Origin of the sequence: Virgibacillus salarius (assembly GCF_039521925.1) — a bacterium.
Lineage (GTDB): Bacteria > Bacillota > Bacilli > Bacillales > Amphibacillaceae > Virgibacillus > Virgibacillus salarius.
Genome location: NZ_BAAACY010000125.1, coordinates 1 through 23,166 on the forward strand (window position 1 = coordinate 1; position 23,166 = coordinate 23,166).

Annotated in this window: 23 protein-coding genes and 1 pseudogene; 11 read left to right on the forward strand and 13 right to left on the reverse strand. The window is 33.8% G+C overall.

Annotated elements, in window-relative coordinates; translation table 11 throughout:
- Positions 1 to 123: 123 nt before the first annotated feature.
- A complete protein-coding gene (locus ABDZ84_RS15875) occupies positions 124 to 723 on the forward strand; it encodes an undecaprenyl-diphosphatase (RefSeq protein ID WP_026683143.1) in 600 nt (199 codons plus the stop codon).
- A gap of 854 nt (positions 724 to 1,577) precedes the next feature.
- On the opposite strand, the gene ABDZ84_RS15880 is transcribed toward ABDZ84_RS15875, so the two are convergent.
- The 3 genes from ABDZ84_RS15880 to ABDZ84_RS15890 all read right to left on the reverse strand — a co-directional run bounded on the left by ABDZ84_RS15880 (position 1,578) and on the right by ABDZ84_RS15890 (position 3,097).
- Positions 1,578 to 1,889 carry a DMT family transporter gene (locus tag ABDZ84_RS15880; protein ID WP_026683141.1) on the reverse strand — a complete coding sequence of 104 codons (312 nt, stop codon included), beginning with the start codon at positions 1,887 to 1,889 and terminating at the stop codon, positions 1,578 to 1,580.
- Positions 1,871 to 2,227 (reverse strand): DMT family transporter, encoded by a 357-nt coding sequence (locus ABDZ84_RS15885; RefSeq protein WP_026683140.1) that lies wholly within the window; start codon positions 2,225 to 2,227, stop codon positions 1,871 to 1,873. Before ABDZ84_RS15885 ends, ABDZ84_RS15880 begins: the two co-directional genes overlap by 19 nt.
- Positions 2,228 to 2,743: 516 nt before the next feature.
- A complete protein-coding gene (locus ABDZ84_RS15890; protein WP_051388473.1) occupies positions 2,744 to 3,097 on the reverse strand; it encodes a YxeA family protein in 354 nt (117 codons plus the stop codon).
- Positions 3,098 to 3,442: 345 nt separating this feature from the next.
- On the opposite strand from ABDZ84_RS15890, the gene ABDZ84_RS15895 reads away from it, so the two are divergent.
- Entirely contained in the window at positions 3,443 to 3,925 is a 483-nt protein-coding gene (locus ABDZ84_RS15895) for a MarR family transcriptional regulator (protein ID WP_026683138.1), read from the forward strand.
- The gene (locus ABDZ84_RS15900; protein ID WP_026683137.1) at positions 3,918 to 4,325 is read left to right on the forward strand and encodes a hypothetical protein; all 408 of its coding nucleotides are present in this window, start codon (positions 3,918 to 3,920) and stop codon (positions 4,323 to 4,325) included. Before ABDZ84_RS15895 ends, ABDZ84_RS15900 begins: the two co-directional genes overlap by 8 nt.
- Before the next feature lie 166 nt (positions 4,326 to 4,491).
- Here ABDZ84_RS15900 and ABDZ84_RS15905 read toward each other — a convergent pair whose 3' ends face one another.
- From ABDZ84_RS15905 to ABDZ84_RS15915, 3 genes are all read right to left on the reverse strand, one after another.
- Positions 4,492 to 5,421 (reverse strand): alpha/beta hydrolase, encoded by a 930-nt coding sequence (locus tag ABDZ84_RS15905; protein WP_152525465.1) that lies wholly within the window; start codon positions 5,419 to 5,421, stop codon positions 4,492 to 4,494.
- Positions 5,422 to 6,417: 996 nt separating this feature from the next.
- A complete protein-coding gene (locus ABDZ84_RS15910) occupies positions 6,418 to 6,609 on the reverse strand; it encodes a helix-turn-helix transcriptional regulator (protein ID WP_026683135.1) in 192 nt (63 codons plus the stop codon).
- Between the two features lies 1 nt (position 6,610).
- Entirely contained in the window at positions 6,611 to 6,916 is a 306-nt protein-coding gene (locus ABDZ84_RS15915) for a hypothetical protein (protein WP_026683134.1), read from the reverse strand.
- Between the two features lie 197 nt (positions 6,917 to 7,113).
- Here ABDZ84_RS15915 and ABDZ84_RS21525 point away from each other — a divergent pair.
- The 3 genes and pseudogenes from ABDZ84_RS21525 to ABDZ84_RS15930 all read left to right on the forward strand — a co-directional run.
- Positions 7,114 to 8,154, forward strand: a pseudogene (locus ABDZ84_RS21525) (IS110 family RNA-guided transposase); the annotation flags it as partial.
- A 206-nt stretch (positions 8,155 to 8,360) separates the two neighbouring features.
- Positions 8,361 to 8,594, forward strand: coding sequence for a hypothetical protein (locus ABDZ84_RS15925; RefSeq protein WP_121605154.1), 234 nt, complete (start codon positions 8,361 to 8,363; stop codon positions 8,592 to 8,594).
- A 591-nt stretch (positions 8,595 to 9,185) separates the two neighbouring features.
- Entirely contained in the window at positions 9,186 to 10,043 is an 858-nt protein-coding gene (locus ABDZ84_RS15930; RefSeq protein ID WP_026683132.1) for an AraC family transcriptional regulator, read from the forward strand.
- A gap of 226 nt (positions 10,044 to 10,269) precedes the next feature.
- Here ABDZ84_RS15930 and ABDZ84_RS15935 read toward each other — a convergent pair whose 3' ends face one another.
- Both ABDZ84_RS15935 and ABDZ84_RS15940 read right to left on the reverse strand, forming a co-directional pair.
- Positions 10,270 to 11,028 (reverse strand): class I SAM-dependent methyltransferase, encoded by a 759-nt coding sequence (locus ABDZ84_RS15935; RefSeq protein WP_026683131.1) that lies wholly within the window; start codon positions 11,026 to 11,028, stop codon positions 10,270 to 10,272.
- Positions 11,029 to 11,444: 416 nt separating this feature from the next.
- Positions 11,445 to 12,326, reverse strand: a complete 882-nt coding sequence (locus ABDZ84_RS15940; protein ID WP_240455745.1) for a sulfite exporter TauE/SafE family protein — start codon at positions 12,324 to 12,326, stop codon at positions 11,445 to 11,447.
- Between the two features lie 113 nt (positions 12,327 to 12,439).
- On the opposite strand from ABDZ84_RS15940, the gene ABDZ84_RS15945 reads away from it, so the two are divergent.
- Positions 12,440 to 13,327, forward strand: coding sequence for a LysR family transcriptional regulator (locus tag ABDZ84_RS15945; RefSeq protein WP_026683129.1), 888 nt, complete (start codon positions 12,440 to 12,442; stop codon positions 13,325 to 13,327).
- 779 nt (positions 13,328 to 14,106) lie between these two features.
- On the opposite strand, the gene ABDZ84_RS15950 is transcribed toward ABDZ84_RS15945, so the two are convergent.
- The 3 genes from ABDZ84_RS15950 to ABDZ84_RS15960 all read right to left on the reverse strand — a co-directional run bounded on the left by ABDZ84_RS15950 (position 14,107) and on the right by ABDZ84_RS15960 (position 16,403).
- Positions 14,107 to 14,379 carry a hypothetical protein gene (locus ABDZ84_RS15950; RefSeq protein WP_026683128.1) on the reverse strand — a complete coding sequence of 91 codons (273 nt, stop codon included), beginning with the start codon at positions 14,377 to 14,379 and terminating at the stop codon, positions 14,107 to 14,109.
- Positions 14,380 to 14,844: 465 nt separating this feature from the next.
- The gene (locus tag ABDZ84_RS15955; protein WP_026683127.1) at positions 14,845 to 15,660 is read right to left on the reverse strand and encodes a lipid II flippase Amj family protein; all 816 of its coding nucleotides are present in this window, start codon (positions 15,658 to 15,660) and stop codon (positions 14,845 to 14,847) included.
- Between the two features lie 281 nt (positions 15,661 to 15,941).
- Positions 15,942 to 16,403 (reverse strand): aminoacyl-tRNA deacylase, encoded by a 462-nt coding sequence (locus ABDZ84_RS15960; RefSeq protein ID WP_026683126.1) that lies wholly within the window; start codon positions 16,401 to 16,403, stop codon positions 15,942 to 15,944.
- 154 nt (positions 16,404 to 16,557) lie between these two features.
- On the opposite strand from ABDZ84_RS15960, the gene ABDZ84_RS15965 reads away from it, so the two are divergent.
- Entirely contained in the window at positions 16,558 to 17,001 is a 444-nt protein-coding gene (locus tag ABDZ84_RS15965; RefSeq protein ID WP_026683125.1) for a cell wall hydrolase, read from the forward strand.
- Between the two features lie 288 nt (positions 17,002 to 17,289).
- Here ABDZ84_RS15965 and ABDZ84_RS15970 read toward each other — a convergent pair whose 3' ends face one another.
- Positions 17,290 to 17,442: a hypothetical protein gene (locus ABDZ84_RS15970; RefSeq protein ID WP_161629303.1), complete on the reverse strand. Its 153-nt coding sequence runs from the start codon at positions 17,440 to 17,442 to the stop codon at positions 17,290 to 17,292.
- A 968-nt stretch (positions 17,443 to 18,410) separates the two neighbouring features.
- Here ABDZ84_RS15970 and ABDZ84_RS15975 point away from each other — a divergent pair.
- Together ABDZ84_RS15975 and ABDZ84_RS15980 are read left to right on the forward strand one after the other, a co-directional pair.
- The gene (locus ABDZ84_RS15975; RefSeq protein ID WP_026683124.1) at positions 18,411 to 19,193 is read left to right on the forward strand and encodes an alpha/beta fold hydrolase; all 783 of its coding nucleotides are present in this window, start codon (positions 18,411 to 18,413) and stop codon (positions 19,191 to 19,193) included.
- Positions 19,194 to 19,846: 653 nt separating this feature from the next.
- Entirely contained in the window at positions 19,847 to 21,178 is a 1,332-nt protein-coding gene (locus ABDZ84_RS15980) for an MATE family efflux transporter (protein WP_026683123.1), read from the forward strand.
- A 350-nt stretch (positions 21,179 to 21,528) separates the two neighbouring features.
- Here ABDZ84_RS15980 and ABDZ84_RS15985 read toward each other — a convergent pair whose 3' ends face one another.
- Positions 21,529 to 21,744 (reverse strand): hypothetical protein, encoded by a 216-nt coding sequence (locus tag ABDZ84_RS15985; RefSeq protein WP_034679495.1) that lies wholly within the window; start codon positions 21,742 to 21,744, stop codon positions 21,529 to 21,531.
- Between the two features lie 803 nt (positions 21,745 to 22,547).
- Between ABDZ84_RS15985 and ABDZ84_RS15990 the strand changes: the two genes are divergently transcribed.
- Positions 22,548 to 22,931 carry a four-helix bundle copper-binding protein gene (locus tag ABDZ84_RS15990; protein ID WP_026682507.1) on the forward strand — a complete coding sequence of 128 codons (384 nt, stop codon included), beginning with the start codon at positions 22,548 to 22,550 and terminating at the stop codon, positions 22,929 to 22,931.
- Positions 22,932 to 23,166 lie beyond the last annotated feature (235 nt).

The following is a 23,166-nucleotide window of genomic DNA, read 5'->3' on the forward strand; positions in this document are numbered from 1 at the left end:
TAAAAAAACTTAAAAATCATCAAGGAACAACTCTATGCATTTTTAAAAACAGCAATTATGAAATTGATTCTATTGTAAATAAAATAACTATACTTTCCTCAGAACCCTAAGGAGGAAAGTTTTATGAATCTTAATCAAATGAATATTGACTTGTTTCGAATGGTGAATAATCTAGGTAAGGAGTTTTCCATACTAAATCCAATTATGACGTTCATTGCTGAATATATGATATTTTTTTTAGTTCTAGGCATCGTCATTTTCTGGTTTAGAAGACAAAAAAACAATCAGCTTATGATTATTTGCGGCTCCATTACGTTTGTGTTAGCAGAAATAGTCGGAAAATTTGTAGGGAAATTCCATTCTAATCATCAACCTTTTGCTGAACTTGCTAATGTCCATAAGCTTGTAGAACATACGGTAGATAATTCTTTTCCAAGTGATCATACGATATTCTTCTTTTCTTTTTGTATGACTTTCTGGCTTTTCAAAAAGCAAGCGAAGGTGTTTTGGATGATGTTAGCCTTGATTTTAGGACTATCACGAATTTGGGTAGGTGTACATTATCCAGCAGATGTCTTTGTAGGAGCCATAATTAGTATTCTAGTTGCAATACTTGTGTATCAAATAGTACCGAAGCTTACTATTATAAGGAAATTGTTAGTTATTTACGAAAAAGGAGAGCGATTAATACTGCCAGCAAAAATGAAATCTAAAGAGCATTAACATATAAAAGGATAATAAAAATAAGCGATACTCCTCTTTCTTAACGTTTTTAATTTATACATAGAAATATAAGAAACAGAAGCTTACTCTCTTTATTGTGTCAGAGTTACAAGCTTCTGTTTTTCATTACTGTTTATTCTTCATATAACTGGCAGCAAGACCCCCACTTCAAGCAATAAAGTGAAAAATATTGGTAATCGATGGATCCACTTCCATTAAATGCAAAATTTTTTAAGTTATATCCTTGTGGTACTAACAACTCAGTAGTGAAAAGAAAGTACCCCCACTGATTGAAGTTTCACCTTCTAAGAAGTTTGGTACATATTATCAGAATAACTAAATAGATCTATTGCTAGTTAACCGAGAAATTATGGAGTTTGCAAATCCCCTAAGATAAGGGTATTCATTAATAACACAGGCTGGTATAGAAAAAGTTTGAGCTTTATCCCTATTACCAGATGATAGAATCTAGTAATTTTTACATCTATAGACTTAAAAAGCCGATTTTCCTTACTACATTGATTACGTAATTTCTCCCCCTTGCCATTAACCTCATCAAGAATATAACTGGCTTGTTTGTACAAAACCAGCACAAAAGTTCTTTCTTCTATCATCCTGCTGATTCTTAAGAATTACTATTAGGAATATATACTATTGACATTTAAAAACTAAAGATATATAGTATAAATATATGCGATATGTGATCTACGTCTTAATTGACAGAAAATTACGTTAAACAAGAAAATTCCTTAGCACTTTAATAATCTACTATATGTCAACATAGCTTTCTAACTGACTATATTGACATATGTGAGATGTATGTAACGTAATTATTTTGGTTTTACCTTATTCATTCAAAAGGCTTCTAATATAACAACGCCTGCAATAATGAATAATAGACCTCTTAATTTACGAAAAGAAAATTCTTCTTTGTATACGATTATATTAAATAAATTATTAAAGACAATAGACAGTCCTGACCATATCGCAAAAGCTATACCCATATTCATGTATTTTATAGCAATGGATAATAGCGTTATAGCTGCCATAAACGAAACTAATGCTGACAATATGTACCTTATTTTTGTCATACCATCTGTTTTTTTGACAAATATATGGCCAACAACAGCACAAATGGTTGATATCATTAAGAGAGATATTCCCATTTCTGCACCACTCCTTTTTGTTTAGGGTTTTTACTAAGGTTAACTACACCTATTAGGATCAAAATAATACCTATTAATTTAAGTGTGGAAATTTTTTCATCAAATGCAAAAAAACCTACTAAAAGGATTATAATCGTCCCAAGTCCAGCAAACAATGCCCCAACTACTCCTACTTCTTTTCCTCTAGTATTCCACATATATAATAAAATAGAGGATAAATAAAAAGTAATCGCAATGATCGTTGGGATAAGCTTGGTTAGTCCGTAGGAATAATTTAAAAAAATTACACCGATTACCTCAAAAATAACAGCTAGTCCTAAACCTATCCAAAATCTCAAATAATTACCCCCTTTATATAAAAATATATACATCTTCCAATATAACAATAGATTTAATGAATATCAATAAACGAATAAAATGTCGGAATAGTAAGCATTACATGAAGATATTTACATCATGAATTCTATCATACGCAAAAAAACCGTAAATGAAAGATATTTACGGTTTTTACTATTCGCTACCAAATATCGTATTTTGATTTTCATTGCCTATCGTATCCAGCATTATCACAGGCAGTAACATTCCCACTTCAAGGAAAGCCAATATTAGTAAGTGAGGGATCGACTGCCAGTAATTGTCCGATTGGTATAAGGCCATTAGGTCATACCCTTGTGGTAGGAACAATCAGTGGGGAATAAACAGAATCCCCACTGATGATAGTTTCATTTTATTTTTTTACATATAGATCAATTTGTGTAACTTGTCTTTAGATCATTTTAGTGAGCAAATCAAATTTACTTGTCAAACTACTTAGCTCCCATCAACATACCTGTGTATATTTAATAGAATGGAACTCACAGTTTTTCTTTCGCATCTTCTGGTATAGTATCATATGGAACTTCCTCCCATTCCTTTACATAACTACGTTTAGTTGTTAAGCGAATATAAGCTCCCTCCCGTAGTTTTTTACTAGCCGAAAATGTTACAGTTCGTACATCACCAGATTTTTCATACCCCGATAATGTATATTCATATCTTGGTCCTTCCACCTCTTTAGCAGTACCGTCAATTTTTACGTAAACACTCGTTTTAGGAATAAGAGGATTAAGCATATCTGCCACTTCATTTTTTACTAACGCAGTAAAGGCAAACAGAGCTATAACTATAATGGCTAGCAAAATGAATAGTATCCTCAACATATTCTTCATCTACTTTAATATCATATTTATTCATAGCGTAAAAGATCAGATAGCTACTAGCCATAGAATTACCTTTCATCTTGATGACATTATTGTAAGAATGAATGATCTACTGTCAATATTCACTCGAAATAGAACGCTTATGCTTTCCTCTAAGCTCTTGTCTGTTATAGTTAGTATTTTATCCTGCATATAACTGGCAGTAACACCCCAACTGATTGAAGTTGCAATTTATCAGTATTTTGCTTTTAGCTTTCACTTTTGCTCAAGCGTACTCTTCATTGGAAAAATTGACATTTCATTCATACATGTTAAAATATTGTTAACCTGTTAACAAAAATAAAGGAGGTACATATGAAAACTTCTGAGATAGAAAAAGCAATTGCTGCAATTGAAAATTTTATTGTACAACGTGAGAAAAAATTAAAGAGCTCTAACTATACTTCTTACAAAAATTCAATCGATGGAAATAAATGGACCTTAACACAAATGCATATTGTCTCTTTGATTAAGAATAATCCAACACGGGTTAACAATGCATTTTTAGCAAAAAGCTTAGGGATTTCTAGACCAGCTGTTTCTAAAGCGATTCACACCTTAATTGAGAAAAATATGATCATTGCAGAGAAGAAAATATCTAATCAGAAAGCCATTTATTACGCTTTAACTGATTCAGGACACAAGTTATCGATCATCCATGACAAACTACATCAAACAGCTAAAGAGCGGTATTCTAAATTACTTGATCAATTTTCTGAATCTGAATTAAAAGTTATCATAAGATTTTTGGACGCTTGGTCTGGTCAAATTATCCAAGGAGGAAAAGATGATGAATAAAAAACAAGCATATCAATTTTTTACGGAAGTTTATCAGGAAATTATTGTGAACTTAAATATTAATCAAATTCCTGAATATTTTAGTGAACAATACATTCAAGTAACCGATGGAGTGCGTACAAATATGATTGATTTCACAAATCATATCGTCACATTAAAAGAGCATGTAGCATCCATGTCAGTTTCTCCTTTTGATGATTTTTTGTTTGACGAAGCCAAACAAACAGTAACTCTCAGATATATTGTTCATGTAAATAAGAAAAACGGAGAAACGGGCGATGTTGAAGTAATAGCGATTTTTGAATTAGCTAACAATAAAATCATACGTTGTAACGAAATGACTTGTCCTTTGAGCAACAATAAAGAACTTGAGAATATTGGAACTATAAATACTAATTAACGTTAATTTATTTTTCATACCGTTCAGAAAAGCCCCGTCCATTATTGAGACGGGGCTTTTCTAAACTAAAGTAAACGTAATTCATCATTATACATTTGCTAAAATCATACTTTTTTAGTGAATGTCGAAAACGATAATCAACTAGCATAATAACAGCATCCTATATTCACAATTGGGATTTTGTTGCAATAATGGTTGCAATATCAAGAATGGCATTCCTAGCTGCTAGACTAATACCAGTGAGTTGAAAAAAACCATGATTTACTCCAACGTAACGTTTACAATGCGAATCTACATTTGCTTGTAATAACCTTCTATATAAATTCTCACCTTCATCAACAAGTGGATCAAATTCAGCAGTAAGTATATAGGTTTCTGGTAGTCCTGATAAGTCTTTTCGATTTAGAGGAGTAGCTTCTGGGTGCTCCGGAGATATACCTGATAAGTAAGCTTCAAAGCCACTTAACAAAGCATCCCGTGTAATAATATAGTCATCCCCATACTTTTTATAACTTTCACTTGAACCATACGCGTCTAGCATAGGGTATATAAGAATTTGTCTCTTCGGCTTCCATTCAGCTTGTCTTTTTAGTCTTAAACAGGTAATAAGAGCAAGATGCCCACCTGCGCTATCTCCTGCAATCGTAATATTGCAAGGGTCACCGCCCCATGTCTTAGCATTCTGATAAACGAAATGCGCAGCTTTTTCAGCATCATCATGCGCTGATGGATAGACATGTTCTGGTGCAAGTCGGTAATCAACTGCAATAATGATAGCCCCTCCCTTATTCGACAACATTCGCAATTGCCGATCATGTGTTTCAAAATTACCACTCACAAAACAACCTCCATGATAATAAATGACTATTGGTAGATTATTTTGATCAGATGGTTTGTATATACGAATCATTAAGTTATCCACTTTCTGCTCAAAAATATCCATAACAGGCATGGCATCTCCGGCTAATGGAACTGTGTCTAAGTACCCTTGCCGTCGTTCATCAATACTTTGATTCCGTACAGATGGACGACCATTTTCAATAAACGCTGCAACTAAATTACGAATACCTGGTTCTAAGCCACTCAAATTAATCATAATACCTTCTCACTCCACAATAATTCTTTATTGTATATATATTACGGCTAAAAAAATCTATAAAATGACATCTAATTGAGATGCCTACGTTCCCCTTTCCCCTCTACCTCTAAAACATATTATTCATCATAAAAATCATTTACTAATTAATTTAATTGTCAATATATAAAAGTACCATATTTTAGGAAAACACTTCTGCTTGAAAATGCGTCCTACTTTGGTTCCCTCATAGGTGTATTTGGTCCTGCTAATCTCCTCGTTTAGTCTCGGCTTGAACTTCAGCTTATTATATCGTTTTAATCACGGTATGCTTGCGAGCCGATGGTGACTTTTCATAGGACGATTCGTGAAATCGCTTAGTTTCTGGGAGCTGGACACGGCTAAACACCCCATATCTATCCACAGGGGAAAATCTTATATTTCCCTTAATTTCCTAGACTATGAAAAAGAGTTTACAATTAGTTGGTTGCGTTACGTTCATCTCTGGCATAGAGTTATTCGGTCTAATGCATTTGTCTATTGCGATATATATGTAATATGGAAGATTAGAGTTTTTGAATTGGTAGTTTTGCTTCAGTTTTAAATGAAATCTCTGGATGGCTTCCCTATATATTAAGTATCCCTTTGCTTTTAATAGGTGTCACAATTCTAATGTATGACTTAGTGCAAGCAAAGCAACATGAAAATCATAAACTATCAAACCCACAGGAATGATAGTACCATTAAGTTTTAAACATGGTCAACAAGAAGGGTTAAATTCACCACAAACCATAAAACAAAATATGACGGATGTCAGTAAAGATTCGCTTATCGCAGCTAAAAATAACTGAATAAAAAACCTTGAAGAAGAAAATAAATGCCTCAAGGATGAATTATTGAAATTACGTGGTATGGTTTACGATCAATTTTAAGAAATACAATAGCCAAATTCCCTTTTGTTTCTAGCGGAGAATTTGGCTATTGATGTTCTACAATCGCGCCCGATTGCTGATCTTTTCATTTATTGATAAATAGCTCATCTACTGTTGTTTCCAAGACATTGGCTATGTTAAACGCTAATTGTAAAGTAGGGTCATATTTATCGTTTTCAATCGCATTTATTGTTTGTCTGGATACCTTACAGAGTTTGGCCAGTTCTTCTTGAGATATTTTAACTGATCGTCTTAATTTCTTAATATGGTTTTTCATTCTAATCACCGTATTTCTTTTTAAAAAACAGTAATGAGATTAAATATACGATTGAAGTTGTTACAAGAAAGGTAAATGGATTTATTCCTTCATAAGAACCATTACCCCAGAAAACTATATAAACTTTTCTAGCCATTTCAATTAAAGCGTATCCGATAACAATTGCAAATGTGTAGGACTGGGCTTTCATTTTAATAAGATCTTTTCTCTCATCGCCCAATCGTGGTAAGGATACAAGAGTAGAGATGATCAGGATTGCACTAATCCCTAACATGCCGAAAAACAAAGCTAAAAATATCCAATCCATATTTTTTCTCCTCATCAAAAATGTCAAAAGTATTTTACAATCATCATTGTATCACTTACGGTGAAAATGTCAAATTCTTTTTACATATTATTTTTGAAAAGGAGTCTCCCCTACTCCACATAGGTGCATCATATTGAACACAAATGAACTACAAATAATATTTAAAAATGTTCATTTCTCTGCAAAATGAACATTTGGCTGTCATTTTTGAATCAACTGGGCACTATCACGAACCTGTGCCTCAGTTTCTTGAGGATTATGATATAATCTATTATGTCATCAATCCAGTCATTTCCTATGAAGCTCGAAAAAAAGCCTGCGTAAGGTGAAAACGGACAAAATCGATGCCTTCCATCTAGGGGAGTTGTAGATCTGGAAATGTTTCAGAGGAAAACCGAACAATACCTGAATCTGAGACAATTAACCAGACAACACAGCGCTTTAAGGGACAGCTACGTTGAAATCAAACTCAGTTTCAGGCTGCTCTGGATCAGATTTTCCCGGAATTTCATAGCGTTTTTAGTGAACTTTGCGGCAAATTGTCCCTGAACTCCTTACTGCATTATCCGACTTCCGCGGATATTCAAAAAGTCTCTCAACAGGCATTGGTCATGGAGATACCGTCAGCTCGGATCAAGACGTTCCGACGCATGGTTTTTCCATAAAGCAGCTCAATTAAAGGATGCGACTGCCCGCAATCCTTTTCAAGTTCCGATCTGCCGAGGCCATGTCTTTAGTCTACAGATGTACATCCAGAAGCTTTTTCAATACCAGGAGCATTTATCCAAATTACGAAAGGAAATGAAATGCCTTGGCCAAGACCTTTGACGATTATGAATTGGCTCAATCCGTTCCCGGAGTCGGAGAAAAGATTGCGGCAACAATCCTTTCCGCAATTAGGGATAGCTACCTGTTCCATCGTCCTAAGAAATTGGTTGCCTTTGCCGGATTGGATCCAAGTGTCTTCAAATCAGGCAAATTCAAGCATCCATTAACCACATTACAAAAAGAGGTTCATCAAGATTACCTCAAGCGCTTTATTCAGCTGTTCAATGCGGCCTGGCTAAAAATCGAAATAAAAAGCTTATTGCCTTTTATCAACGCAAGCAAAAGGAAGATAAGCCTCACAAAGTTGCCACCATTGTTGTGCTAATAAGCTCGTTCATTGGATTTATGCCATATTAAAAAGCAAGAAAGTATTTGTAGATTTGTCAGTTAACTTCATTTGTTGGTTTTAGTATTGGAAAATCTTATAGCAGAACCGTCAATTATATATATCCTTCTTATCCTTACGGAAGATACAGATTAGAATATAGACATGTATATAAAACCTATAAGGTGAAACAAGAGCAAAAATACGCTACAAAATATGTCTATGCGAAAAAATGGGTTGAACGTCAATATCGTGTAGTTAAGTTTTAAAACTAAGGGAGAAATAAAAATTATGAACAAAATAAATGTGGGAATTTCGTTTCTATATATGGCTACCTTTCTTTATGGAGTACGTTATATTTCAGGCGCAATGGGGGTTATAAGTTCAACAGAATGGAGCGATGAAGTATTCGCAGAACATATGTTATTTATTCCAGACGGTTTAATGATTGCTACTGTAATTACTTTAATTTTAGGTATTGTTTTTTTTGTGTGGGGATTGGTAGATAATTTCAAAAAAAATTAAATCTATTCATTTTTATGTTCTGAATTATTGTATTAATCCCGTAGATTTTAAAGTTGAATAAAATGCATAGGCTGTCTCGAAAGTTTAAAGTACACTTTAGATAATAAATTCAATGTTACATAGACAACATCCCGCACTACTTTTTTAGTGATCCGGGATGTTTTTTCGGATCTAACCAACTCAGGCGAACCTTCTTGAGACAGCATCTTATAAAATAAAATGTCAGTTATGGATTCATAGAAGTGTAGATATACACTGCTGTCATTAGTGCCTGGTTGTTCTAATTTTGCATAAATTTTAATTATCCGTATCATCTCTCCTTGGTGGTACCCCATTTACTGTTTGTTTTTAAAGAAATGCCCCCTACTTAAAGGATTAGACCACAAAGCATGTATTCAAGCTGATACAATTAAACTTTAATCTTATTTCTGCACTTTTATTCGTAAAACTAAATCATATTTTTATGCTAAAATTAAGTAGCTCGATGATGCTAAATAGTAGTTTCTTTAAAGGACGACTTTTCGGTGCATCAATTGTCGGATATAGACATTCTTTTTTTTATATAGTAAGTATTGAAAGGGGAAAGAATACGTGGAATGGCTAGATAGAATGAATCATGTACTAGACTACATTGAAGATAACCTAGTTCAAGATATAGACTATAAAAAGATCGCACAAGCCGCTTGTTGTTCTGAGTATCATTTTTCTAGAATGTTTTCATCTATAGCAGGTATACCCTTATCAGAATATATAAGAAGGCGTCGTTTAACTCTCGCTGCATTTGAAATCCAACAAAGTGAGAGTCGCATCATCGATATTGCAATGAAATATGGTTATTCATCTGCTGATTCTTTTTCTCGTGCATTTCAAAAAATGCATGGAGTAAAGCCTTCAGCGATAAGAAAAAAGAGCATACCATTAAAAGCCTATCCTAGAATCACCTTTCAAATAACGATTAAAGGAGATTCCGAAATGGATTATAGAATTGAAAATGTAGAATTTGATTTGAGAATTGTTGGTAGGAGTAATACTATAAAAACAAGTCGTGCGTTTAAAACAATACCATCACTCTGGAATGCCTCAAAAAAGAATGGTTTTACTAAAAAGTTAATCGATATGTCATGGGAAAATCCCAAATGTACATTAGAAGGTCTTCTAGGTATTTGTGGAAAAGAAGCTGCTATAACAGAGGAAAAGTTTAATTATTTTATGGGAGTAAGATATAATGAAGAGCCTCCCACTGAGATGGAAACGTTGATAATTCCTGCAAGTCTATGGGTGGTCTTTCCAAACATCGTAGATGCTTGGAAAAGGTTATATACAGAATGGGTCCCCAATTCAGGCTACGAACTTGCTAACCTGCCATGCATCGAGTGTTATTATGGACCAAAGCATAAACCAAGACACGAATTATGGGTTCCTATCTTAGCTAAACCACCTAAAAATTGAGTAGCAGTTCTACCATAAGGAGGATAGGATCTAATAGAGGGATTAACGAAAGTATCTAATAAAAAATTCCCCGGTTTGCTAACATCACTATAGCGGTATTTATCTGAAAATAAGTAGCAACGTTTAAGGTAGAAGTCTTCTGTTTATGAAAGAACCTACAAAAAGAACCCATTTTGAATAATATCCAAAATGGGTTCTTCAACTACTAGAACTATCTTTGTATGAATTATTTTTTTACAGCTTCAAAAGTAATTAATTTGGTTTGTTTCGAAGGTAGTTTTTGATAATTGTACTCTGCCGAACATGTTACTTGAGAGAATCCTATTTTCTCCAAAAGTAGTTTGAATTCTTCCACCCCATACCAACGTATGACAAACTTCTGTAATTCCGTGTCTTGTAATTCACCTTTTTTCCATTTTTCATACCTTAAGTGAGATAATGTATATTGTTCAACCCAATCAATTTCAATTGATTTGTTTTCCAATATGATACCTTCATTACTAGATAAAGAAAAAGTTGAAGTGAAAATTTCTCCTGTATTCCAATCACTTGGTATTAATAGATCAAGTATTAAGCGTCCATTTGGGATAAGATGATTATAGAAACATTTTAAAGCATTTTTAGCATCTTTTATATTTTCTATTAAACAAAAAGAACCGGTTGGAATCACAATTACCTCATATTTTAAAGACAATGAAAAATCACATATATTAGCTTCATATAAATTTGGCTTTAATCCTCTTTTGTCACAACGTTTACGACAAGAGGCTAACATCTCGCTAGAATAATCAATACCATCAGCATGATAACCTTTTTCTAACAAAGGAATTAAGAATCGTCCTGATCCTGATGCCGCCTCTAGTATCCGTCCCTTTGTACCTTTTAGTATCCCAAAATAGTACTCAATATCACCTTGTACGGAATGACCAACTGGTTTAGTGAAATCATAAAGCTCTGTACTTAACTTACCATAATAACTAAACAATCCAATTCCTCCGATTTTTTATGCGGAAGAATATTATTTGGTTTATTAACTCTTCCGCACCTTTATAGTATTGGTTATGTGAAAAGAGCAGACTTTCATAATGTTTCACTCACTTTCTATTAAAATATAAACTAAGTATATATTTTAATGGATGATATTACAAATATTTTCAAATAATTCGACATAGAAATAGCTTTACCAGACATGTTATCCCAACAAATATATAACAAGTATCATTTAGTGCTTGTACCCTAAATATGCGTATAAATCGAACTTAAAGACTAAGCAAATAAATTGTTACAATAAAGCAATATATAAGAAATCAAAATAATTAATTTGTTTATAACAAAGAATATTAAAATATAAGGAGATTCCTGGATTAATCTAGTCTTGAATTGAGCACAATTACGTGCTATTTATTTTAATTTATAAATCATCTGTATAATTAATAGGCAGATGATTATCAGTAAAAGATTTTCAGCTATTTTTTGAGGGATTTTAGGTAGAAGTAGAAGACCTATCTGCGAACCAATAATAGAACCAATAGCCATTGAAATTGCATAAGACCATATGATAAATCCTGTTTGAAAAAATACAATAAATCCCCCTGCACAACTTCCTAGGATTAGAACCCTCGTCATTTGGACAGCCTTCATATAAGTATGGCTGTTTTTCATATAATAAATAATACTAAATGTAGAAGAACCTGGGCCAAATCCCCCATCATAGGCAGCCACAAACAAAGGAATATATAAATTCATCTTATATGTAAGAGGCTGTTGATCAAATTGGATATTAGCTGTCCATTTCTTATTTATCAATGTCACTATTAATGCAAGATTAAGTAATAAGAATGCTACAATATTCATCGTCTTTTCATGAATATGGGAAGTTAATAACGATCCACCCATTCCTCCTAAAAATGCTACTAATAAATTACTCATTATAGACCTTATTGAAAGCTCCTTATGACGAATGAGATAAAATACACTTGAAAATGCAGCTATGCCAGAGGAGAACTTGTTCGTAGCAATACTCGTTTGAATTGGAATACCAGTTAACATCATACCTGGTATAGTAATTAAACCAGCTCCTCCCGCTAAAGTCCCCAAAAAAGAGGCTCCTAATCCAATAAGAATTAAAACGAAGAAATGATAGCTGCCTCCTTTTATTTCCCATATCCATGTTCCAATGCCAATTATTGACATAACAGTAAGGAAGGAAATGACATATATTTTTCTATGCCTCTTTTGTTTTCTCTGGTGTGTGAATTCTTCTTCACCGATTGGTGTATTCAATATTTCTCCCCCCCTTTACTACCCTTTATATAAATGGTATACATTATATAATGATAAATCTAATATATATTTTAAATTTTTTTATAAGATTTTTTTATGAAAGGGTTTTATCAATGAATCTTCACTCACTTCGAATATTTACTACTGTGGCATCTATAAGGAGTGTTACCGAGGCTGCAAGAGTTCTTTCTATTAGTCAACCTGCTGTAACCATTCAAATACGTAATTTAGAAAAAGAAACAGGATTGAAGTTAATTAAAGCAGAAGGAAGAGGAATAAAACTGACTAAAGAGGGGCAATTTTTATTTAAACACGCTGAACGTTTATTTGATATGGAAAAAGACATTGAATATAAACTGAGGCAATTAGAAAATGGAAAACAAGAAAATTTACGGATAGCATCAACTTATTTACCAGCTAATTTTTTATTACCCTTATGGCTAGCTAAACTAAAAAAAGACTCACCCCTAGTAAAAGTAGAACTATATAGTGGTAATTCAAATGAAGTAATTGAACAATTACTTCACTATAAGGCAGACATTGCTTTTGTAGTAAACGAAGATTGGAACCAATCAGACTTAAACCTCCACCACCTAGTGGATATCGATTTTTGGTTTATTGTCCCGATAGGTCACAAATACGATGGAAAAGAGATATTACTATCCGATTTAGTTCAAGAGCCATTTTTATTAAGAGAGGAAGGGAGCTCTACAAGAGAAATTCTTTTTTCATTATGTAGGGTTCACGGTGTTACACCTCCCCGTGTAGGTTTGCAGTTTCATGGTTTAAATGAATCTATTCGTTCAGTTATAGCCGGATATGGTGTAATGCTAGCACCCTCTCTCGCTATACAAGAACACTTGAATCGTAAAGAGGTGGGGAGAGTTAAAGTTAAAGGCGTTGATATTAAACGACCTGTATACCTTTGCAGTCGGAAAGAAGATAAGGAATTATCCCCCAATATAAAAAATTTTCTTGATTTAGTAAAAAAATACTATTAAAAAACTCAATTACTAAAATAACAAGCAAATAAAAGACAAAACGAAAGGGCATGCGTCCAATAAAATACGGTGTCCATCCCCTAACTATAACTAACTATTAGATTACTTCACTAAGTTTAGAGTTTCTAATCATCATCTTTCGTTTACACTTAAAACCTTTAAGTCAGTGTATTACACATTTAGGCTTTTCTCCTTATTTTTCTGTATTTTGTGTAATTTTTCATAACAAATCGTGCCGTCGGCTGTGCAATCAAAACTTCAATCCAAAAAGCTATGAAAAAATTTCGGGCCAGGCATAAAAGAAGTTTTGAATCGGTTCTAGACTTATCTCTTTCATGCCAATCTAAGATCCGATCACTGTTAGTAAAGTAGATAAAATCGTTACACTAAACAATATATGGAATAAAACTCTAGCATTAAAATCGTCTGTTGGTTCAATAAATTTTTCTACTAGCTTATTAACAATCGGATTAAAGTATTTATCACATAATCACCTGAACAATTTCATTTGAAGAATCAGTTCAATGTATAGATTCTATCATCACTCCTTTAAAATAATACGTTTTCAGCGATGGCTTCAGTTCCTTTGGAAAGCAAGACCGCTTTTCTGCGGAATCTTCAGCTCAGCTGTTTCCGAAGGATAAGGAAGATTTCGCAGCGATACATCGCACGCAGAAAAAGCGTTCTTCTTTTTCAAGGAGTCACGTTTTTTGACTATGCTTTTTTATCGTTCAGCTTTGGGGTTAACTATGTTAGTTTCGCCCTAGACCCTACGACTATTAATTTTTAATTAATATTATTACATCATAGTCTACTTCATCTATAAAGTAGCTCCCGCTAAAACTAACTTCAAATCCGCCTGGTCCAGTTAACTTCAAATCTGTTACTATTACCATACTTCTGAATAATCTGCTAAATACTTTAAATATCGAATGATCAAAGTCAGTAATATGTAAGCTATTATCGTATTTAATATAATATCCTTCACCAAAATAACTATCACCATTTATAATAAATTCGCTAATTTGCTTAATAATATTCCCTCCCCTCATCTTCTACTATTCGACAAAAGGGAATATATTCCTGCGTAATTTTACCCAAAAATAAATTACATAACCAAATCTAACAAACTACAATGTAAAGAGAAACGGTGGTACAGGTTCTGATTAAACACATACCACCTTTTTATGGAACCATATATTTTTAAAGACTCCGATTCTAATTCTTATAAAGTAAAATCTAGTTTACTTTACACTTGTCACTGAACGGATTGGCAGTAAGCTTCCGATTAACGCAATAGCTGTAGCTGCTAGAAACATTTTTTCAAAACCAAATACCGCAATTCCCTCCCCACTGCTGAAACAGATTTAATAATAGATAGTAACGAAGTTATCGTCGCTTTTACATTTTGATGGAATGATAGCCGCAAATAACAATAGAAAGCCCTCACTGATTATAGTGAGAGCTTCAGCATAAAATGTGTTTTTCTAACTATTGCACGTAGCTTTTACCGAACATTAAACAATAAAATGAGTAAACCAAGCGATATATTTCGCCCCTGGTATAAACAACAATTGTGCAAGCAGCGTTCCTAATAGCCTCGAGATAATCATCAGCAAGGAAATGTTTTTAAGTGTTTGATAACTTCCTCTCCGGTTAACTACATCGTCAGCTACTATCGAAACCTTTGGATCTACGAAGATAACTAGCAGTATTGTTGCAATCCCATTTATTAAACCTGATGCCATAATTGCTGTGGACGAACGCTCAGGAGCCAGTAATGCTGCGTATAAGGCAGATAGCACGCCAATTGTATAAATTGCGGTTATTATCATATTTACAAAAAACAATCTAATTGGAATATCCTTGAGCGTAGTACCTTTCAAGTATGTAAATCTTGGTAAACTAACATGCTTTAATCCACGCTTCATATACTCTAAAGAAACAATTCTCTTAAATAAAGATGGAACAGAACCTCTCTCTTCAGATAGGTAAATGATTGCCCTTGAGAAGAGTGCTATAAAAGTAGGAAGTAATAGGATTCCAAATACTGTCCCAATTGTTGACGCACCTATGAGAATGCGAAATTGTGTTTCTACAAATTCTTGAGCATTATGAACTGGTGCGGTATCGATTAAACTACCTGTAAAAGGTTGCTGCATCATATTAGCTAATCTTGAAACCATTACCATTATATTAAAGAGAGATAACGCTGAAGCAATCATCTTTACTCTCGCCCCAGATAACCTAACAGCATAAGCGAGTGTTTCAATAGAATGAATGATAAAGATAAATAAAGCTATAACTATTAGTTTTTCAGTTAAAAATTCCAACTCCATACCTTCTTTTTATTCACTAGTGGTGGTTATTACATCTAGTAAAATTCTATAATATAGCATTATAACATCTTATATCACGATGTCTTTATTGATACGAAAAACATACTATGGCTAGATTTATTAACCATAAAATTAATCTTAGCACAAATATTGGTACAATCATAAATCCTTGTTTTTAAAGCGTATTTAAAGGGAAATTTAACGTATGATGATTTTATCCCACATATAACTGGCAGTAAGCCCCCCCACTGATTGAGGTTTCACTTTATAAAATATTATTTTCGAATTCTTGCAATTATCCCCTTATTAACTTCTATTAACGTTCTAACGTTTATCTTTACTAATGAATTAATGGAGCCTCCACCTGTATAAACATATTCTAATTCTGTTACTTTTGGATCGATTAAAAAGGTTGCAGCAAAACCAAAAGATGGAACTCCTCCTATTGGATAACCTGTTTGTCGTAATACCTCATCCTCATCCGCTAGACGTGGACGATCTATATGTAATGCCTTGCCTACCCTTGATGTACTTGCTCTGTCTTGACCATTGACAATTGCTACAATTAATTGACCTTCTTTACTAATCATGCAAATATTCTTAACAAACTCGCAGATTCTACCTCCTACAGCATTTGCAGCTTCCCGAACGGAGTGACAGGACTCGTTTACTTCCAGATATTCTACATCTAAATGATTATCATCAATATACTGTTTTATTTTTTGACCTGATTTCATCCGAATAGTCCCCCTTGTCATGTTAAGTTATTTTACTAATTACTAGCTATATTGTCTAGTTTCTTTACGAAGGTACAGTAAATACTGGAACATTAATCTTTATAAATGATAATTTTAATGTAGTTTTTTTCATACAATAAACTGAGGTGAAAAAATGGCAAGAGTAAATTATCGAAGTTCTGATGTTGACTTGATGGCAAGGATGATGAGAGCAGAGGCTGAAGGTGAAGGAAAACAAGGAATGTTATATGTTGGAAATGTTATCGTTAATCGTGCTAAAGCAGATTGTCTAGATTTTAGAGATGTTAAAACCATTTCACAAGTTATATTTCAAGTACAAGGAGGGAATTATTCTTTTGAAGCTGTTCAAAAAGGAAATCTCTTTTACAATAGGGCAAGATCTGTTGAAAAAAAACTAGCAAAAAAGAATTTGGATTATTGGAGGGAACATCCAGGGAAATATGCTCTTTGGTATTTTAATCCATATGCACCGTGCCCTCCAACATGGTATGATCAACCTTTTTCTGGTCAATATAAAAACCATTGTTATTATGAACCGGCAGCGGGAAGCTGTGAAAGTGTTTATATCGGAGGCTAAGTTACATTTTCTAACTAATTTTTAACATAATATAATCAAACAAAATATTGAAGCTTTGTAATATCCTCTTAACGTTCCTTTCTATACTGTTCTTTCTCATACGGCTCACAACCTTTCGCATTATGAAAAAGCTGTTTTCCTAAAATGTACAGGAAAACAGCTTTAATGATTCCAAGCTGCTTTTTTAAACGTATTTCTTAAAGAATCTTGCCAAAAAACGCTGTTAACTTAGGTACAGCTTGATTTACATATTCAGGGATATCATACAAAGCAACATGTGTTGCACCTTCAACCCAGAACAATTCCTTTGGACCATTCGTAGAATTGTTCACTATAACTGCGTGTGTCAGCTTCTGTTCCATTTGTCTCTACAGTACGCTGCTTCGCAACGACTTCAAGTGTTTGCAATTGCCTTTCAGCACTATCTTCTCCACGTACCATTCACCGAAATCCACTGCACTAACAGTTGCAACTGCTTTGATACGATGTTCCGTTTGAACTGTAGCTACGGAATAACCTCTATGCCATAACAAATAGGCACTATATGCATTGTGAAAAGCCTAACAATTCCTTTTCTCTTCTTTTATAAAGCTAAAATAGAAATATTTTTGCACCTTTAACTTAGGAGAAACATACAATATAAATATAGTACTAGCAACAAGTAAAAGCCCCCACCATGGTGAGGGCTAGACCGTTTTAATAATTCCAACATTTAATAATATGAGTCACAAAAGCGACATTTCTTTTTAAATTTCTTTTCAAATTTCTTTCTACAATGATCACAGCAGTCATGGCTTTCATCATGGAAATAATAAAAACATTCTTTCTTTTTGCAATGGAAACAATCACAATGGAACTTCTTTTTACACCAGTCACAAAGATGATGGTGTTTTTTATTACAAGAATGACAATAACACATAACCATCCTCCTTTCTTTTATTTCATTTTATGAACATACAAAGGAAAATGATTGGACAGGTCTCATAGTATAAATTCCACTAATTTTTAATATTTCCTAAAGTTATATCTTACGGATGAATTACCAAACGTAATAAGGATGGTTTAAATAATCTGTGTTTTTATTCCATCCATAGTTTATTAGATAAGAATAAGACTATATGATACTAGACAACAAGCCAGTTTTCTGTACGTCCAGAGATAAAATGGCTTGTTGCAATTCGTTTGTTTTCTATATAGTTCTTTAGAATGACCTCAGAATCGTCACCCAGTTAACATGGGTGGCCTTTATTTAGTTAAGCTAGTTATAAATAATCTGCTTCACTTTATAAATGGTATAATATAGCAATCGAGAAGAAGTATCGTTTAAAATAATTTGATATAGTTGACAGGATTAAGAAAAATGGTAATAAAATCGCTTAAAAGAACAACTAAATAAAGGGGGATAAATCATGAAAACAACCCGATCAAAAGATGGTACAATGCTAGCTTATGATACCTATGGTAAAGGACCTGCTCTAATTTTTATAACAGGAGCCACTTGTTTCCGCTCATTTGCACCAGTCTTGCATGATGCCAAGGTGTTTGCAGAAGAATTTACAGTCTACAATTATGACAGACGTGGGCGGGGTAACAGTGGTAATACAATGCCATACGCAATGGAACGTGAACTAGAAGACATTGAAGCGATGATAGACGTAGCTGGAGGTAGAGCTAATATATACGGACATTCTTCTGGAGCTATTCTTGCGCTAGAAGCTACAATCCGACTTGGCCAGAAAGTAAAAAAGCTGGTTATGTATGACCCTGCCTATTCAAACGATGAGGCAAACCAAGAAGAATTCAAAGCGTTAAGTCAGGGATTATATAGATTGCTTGATAGTGGTAAGCATGACCAAGCAATCCGTATTTTCTTGGAAGGGATCGGTACACCTAAAGAAGTGATTATGGGTATGCAGCAATCACCACAATGGGAAACGATGGTAGCACTTGCCCCTACCCTTGCTTACGATACTACATTAGCTTTGGATTTACCACCTGTTACACGAGCTGCTCGTCTAACTACACCAACACAAATAATTGTTGGCGAAGAAAGCCCTACTTCTATACATGATACTGCCAACCAACTTAGCAAGGCGATTCCAAACTCAGCATATTTTCAACTAGAAGGACAGGACCATATGCCTAACCCTGAGATGTTGTTACCAGTACTATCAAGATTTTTAAAACCATAGGCTTTAAATAAATTTGCCTCAGGAATAAAAGGTGGAGGATAGTAAATAGTGTTGATCAGCTATAAAAAAATATGAAAAAGTGAGTAATTTATAACAAACATGCAATAAACGTATTACGTAAACTAATACACAAGATGATTTTAAATTATCTTCTATATGTTTACCTTCTCTTTTTCCTCCTTTTTACGGGGGACTTTTTATGTTTGAAAACATGTGTAGCTTAGTTAGAAAACGGGAAAAGATTTATGAGCAGCCCCTTTCCCAAGCCATATCCACTCTCGCTGCTCTCAATCTATAATGTAATAGAGTGGATAAACTTAAAGGGCATTTTCATTACAATGTCCTTTAAGTACTACTCATCTACTATAGCGTCAGTGTTAAAGACCATACATCTATTCGAATACGAACCAAAAAATTCCTCCCCTGTTAAATTGGATATTGATAACTACTCATGTATTTAGTACTCTGTTGACAATTTGCTCCTGATTTAAAACTGTGCTTCTTTTCAATATTACTGCAATCCATTTGTATGTCATTAAGTATAAATCAGTATATGCAGCTTAAATTTAGGTATTTAGTAAATAAAAGATTGACCTTCAAGTAGCTTGAAGGTTTATACTTTCTTTTGTAAGTAGTTGTAGGAGGAATGACAGATGAGTGGAGCACATGCAAACTTGAAACAACAATCCGTTAAGAAAGTATTTTTTCAGTATTTCTTTCCTTCATTATTAGGAATGATGCTGATGTCGATAAATATCCTTATCGATGGAATATTTGTAGGTAACGGGGTCGGAGCTGAAGGGCTAGCTGGTGTCAACCTTGCCATGCCAGTTTTCTCGTTAATATTCTCGATCGCACTATGGATCGGTATTGGTGGGGGAACCATTTATTCGATCTATACCGGAGGCGAGCAGTTGACTAAAGCAAGAAGTGTATTTTCATTGGCTATTGTCAGTGCGTTATTGCTGCTATTAATCGTTGGCGTTTTCGGTTATGTTAATGTAGAGGCGATTGCAAAACTGCTAGGCGCAAATACAGATACCCTTACTCATACCGTCGAATATTTGAAGATTATGTTCTTGCTTGGTTGGCTAATTGCTTTACAACAGCTGCTCAGCATCTTTGTCCGAAATGATGGCAGCCCAACCTTGTCGATGGTTGCGCTTGGTGCGACTGCAATTATTAATATCGGGCTAAATTACTATATGATTTTCGTCTTGGAGTTAGGAGTCTTAGGCGCCGCGCTTGCAACTGCCCTTGCAAGCTTCGCTGGTTTACTCGTCCTATTGCTCCATTTCTTTAAAAAGCATTCGAATCTAAGAAGCCCTTCGTTCCAGTGGTCATGGAAAATGCTTGGAAGCATCTTCTCGATCGGCTTCCCAAGCTTTCTAGCTGAAGCGGGAACCCTTGTCTTCGTTGCTGGGTATAACTTAGCAGTCGTTGGTTTGCTTGGCACAGAAGGAGTCGCTGCTTTTTCAGTCGTCAATTATTTGCACGGCTTCATGTTCCTTTCATTTTTTGGAATAGAGTCAGCACTACAGCCATTAATTAGCTTTTACCATGGAGCAAAAGAGAAAGTGCGAATCAAAGAGAGTGTAAGGATTGGCGAGAAGGCATCGTTCACGCTGGGGGGAATCCTACTTCTCATCGGCTTGTTTGCTGCACCTTTACTCGTATCACTCTTCGGACTCGAATCTGATGAGGTACGTAAATTGGCTGTGCAGGGCATTCGATTGTTTTTCATAGGCTATATCTTCCTTGGATTTAATTTCGTTTACATGACTTATTTTCAGTCCATTGGAGAAATTCGCCCATCGATCATTATTATTTTGTTAAGAAGCTTTGTTTTTATCTTGGTTTTACTATGGTTATTACCAAAGTTCTTTGGTATTGCTGGTGTGTGGTTAGCACTTCCAATTGCTGAAATGCTCGTTGCATTGCTACTCTTTTTTATCACAAGAAAACATGTGTTAAAGCACCGGTAAAAGGCACATCTAAAATAGACGGATCAAACTAGAATTCGGCACCTTTTAATTTTGATTCTCCTGCTTGATATTTACTACGTTACTCATCAAGCAGGAGTGAAAATTGGGTCAGTGAAATAACAGGACTTATGACTTCCTATATAGAATTATGGAGTTAAAGTAATTATATAAATAAACTTAATTATTCAGAGGTGTGAAAACAGGCAAAAAAACTGAAGAAATAAGAGACTAAGACAGCTTGCATGGAAAACACCTCACACTATAGTTACTTTAATAATGTACTAGAAAAAAGGGTACTAATAGAAGCCTAGTTGAGATAGTATGTGGTTTAGGCTGGATAGCTCAATCTATCAAGAATCACCCGTACTTTTTGCATATTTTATTCCAAAATAAACTAATGTAAGTACGAAAACCGATATCCAAATCCATTGATTTTCTACAATAAAAATAAGCATAGCAGCAATAACAATTACGGTTAAATCTAATTTCTTTTTTATATTTTTTTGAGTTAGTATAAAAATTATTATTAAAACAGCTATAACTGAAGCAATTATATGAAGTTTCATTATTCTAGATCCCCTCCCACCTTCTATTTTTATAGTAAGCCGATTAGTGGATATTATCAACAAAAAAGAGGAAGGAAAAAATTTTAAAAAGAGGTTTTATCATTTTGGCTTGCGGTAATTTTTCATCCCCCTTACATAAATTATTTCGTTTTTCTTTAATTGAATAGTAATTCCAGAATTGCAATTAATATAAAACGTTCTCATATTACCCCAACGAGTATAAATGAATTCTTATATTATTAATTAACAACTGAATTATCAATAACATATTCATATAATTCTACCTTCTTTTTAATCAGTTCTCCACATATTTTTCTGTATACGGCGGTTATATCTAAACTTCGTTAGCAAAATGCTCCTCAAATTCCTTTATTTTCCCCTCAACATTCTTAGTATATCCCTTTAGCCTCATAGACTTTTTCAATACTCATTGGCTTTTTGGAGTCAAATAAGCCATTATAAGCAAATACTGTTAAATCCACTTTGAAGGAACACTTATTAGAATTACAATGCTTTTCTTTTTTATTTTTATGGTAATCATCTCCTATATATCTTGTCTTCTTTTATAATTAATAATGTGAGAACTTTTATTCATTTATTTATGTTTTTTAGCAAAAGTAGATAACTATGAATTTTGTGGAATCGATATTTATGCAACTATGTTTGAAGTTTTGTGAACCAACTGAAAAGACCAATTAGGTTAGTACTAATTTTAAAAAGTAGGCTTATGTCTTAAACATAGGTAGATATCCATACATATCATAAAACTGTTATGAAATTAAAAAAACTCTGGAGGAATTTATATGTACGATACAATGTTTAATCAGAATCATTTGTCCTATCAAACGGATCAGAGTCATTTGCCTTATCATAAAATTATTAAAACAATCCAACATTGTGAAGCTGTTTGTGAATCTACCATATATACAATTCTACAAATGGATAGTTCTAGCCATAGAAATGAACAATTAAGACTACTGAGGGACTGCGCTGATATCTGTACGTTAACTGCTAAGAGTATTGCACGTAACAGTTATTTTGCAAAATCTATTGCATCGTTATGCGCACAGATTTGTGAGGTTTGTGGAAATCATTGCTTACAACACCCTGATCAGCAATCACAATATTGTGGTAAAACTTGCTTACATTGTGCTCAAGAGTGCCGTAATTTTGCAATAAACATGTAGTTTTGCACATATTCTAATCAGATATCTCCTGAAGAGGGAGAGTTAAGGGTTAAGGGAAGTTTAGATAAGGAAACTCTGAACTAGACTCTGAGTATACAAAGTTATATTGAAATCCACCCTGTCAAGTCAGTCAGTGTAAATAATAAAGGTTGTCTAGGCGGCCATTGGGGCTGGGACAAAACCCAGTAAAATAAAAAGTGGTACTCGCCAATAATTTGGTGAGTACCACTTTTTT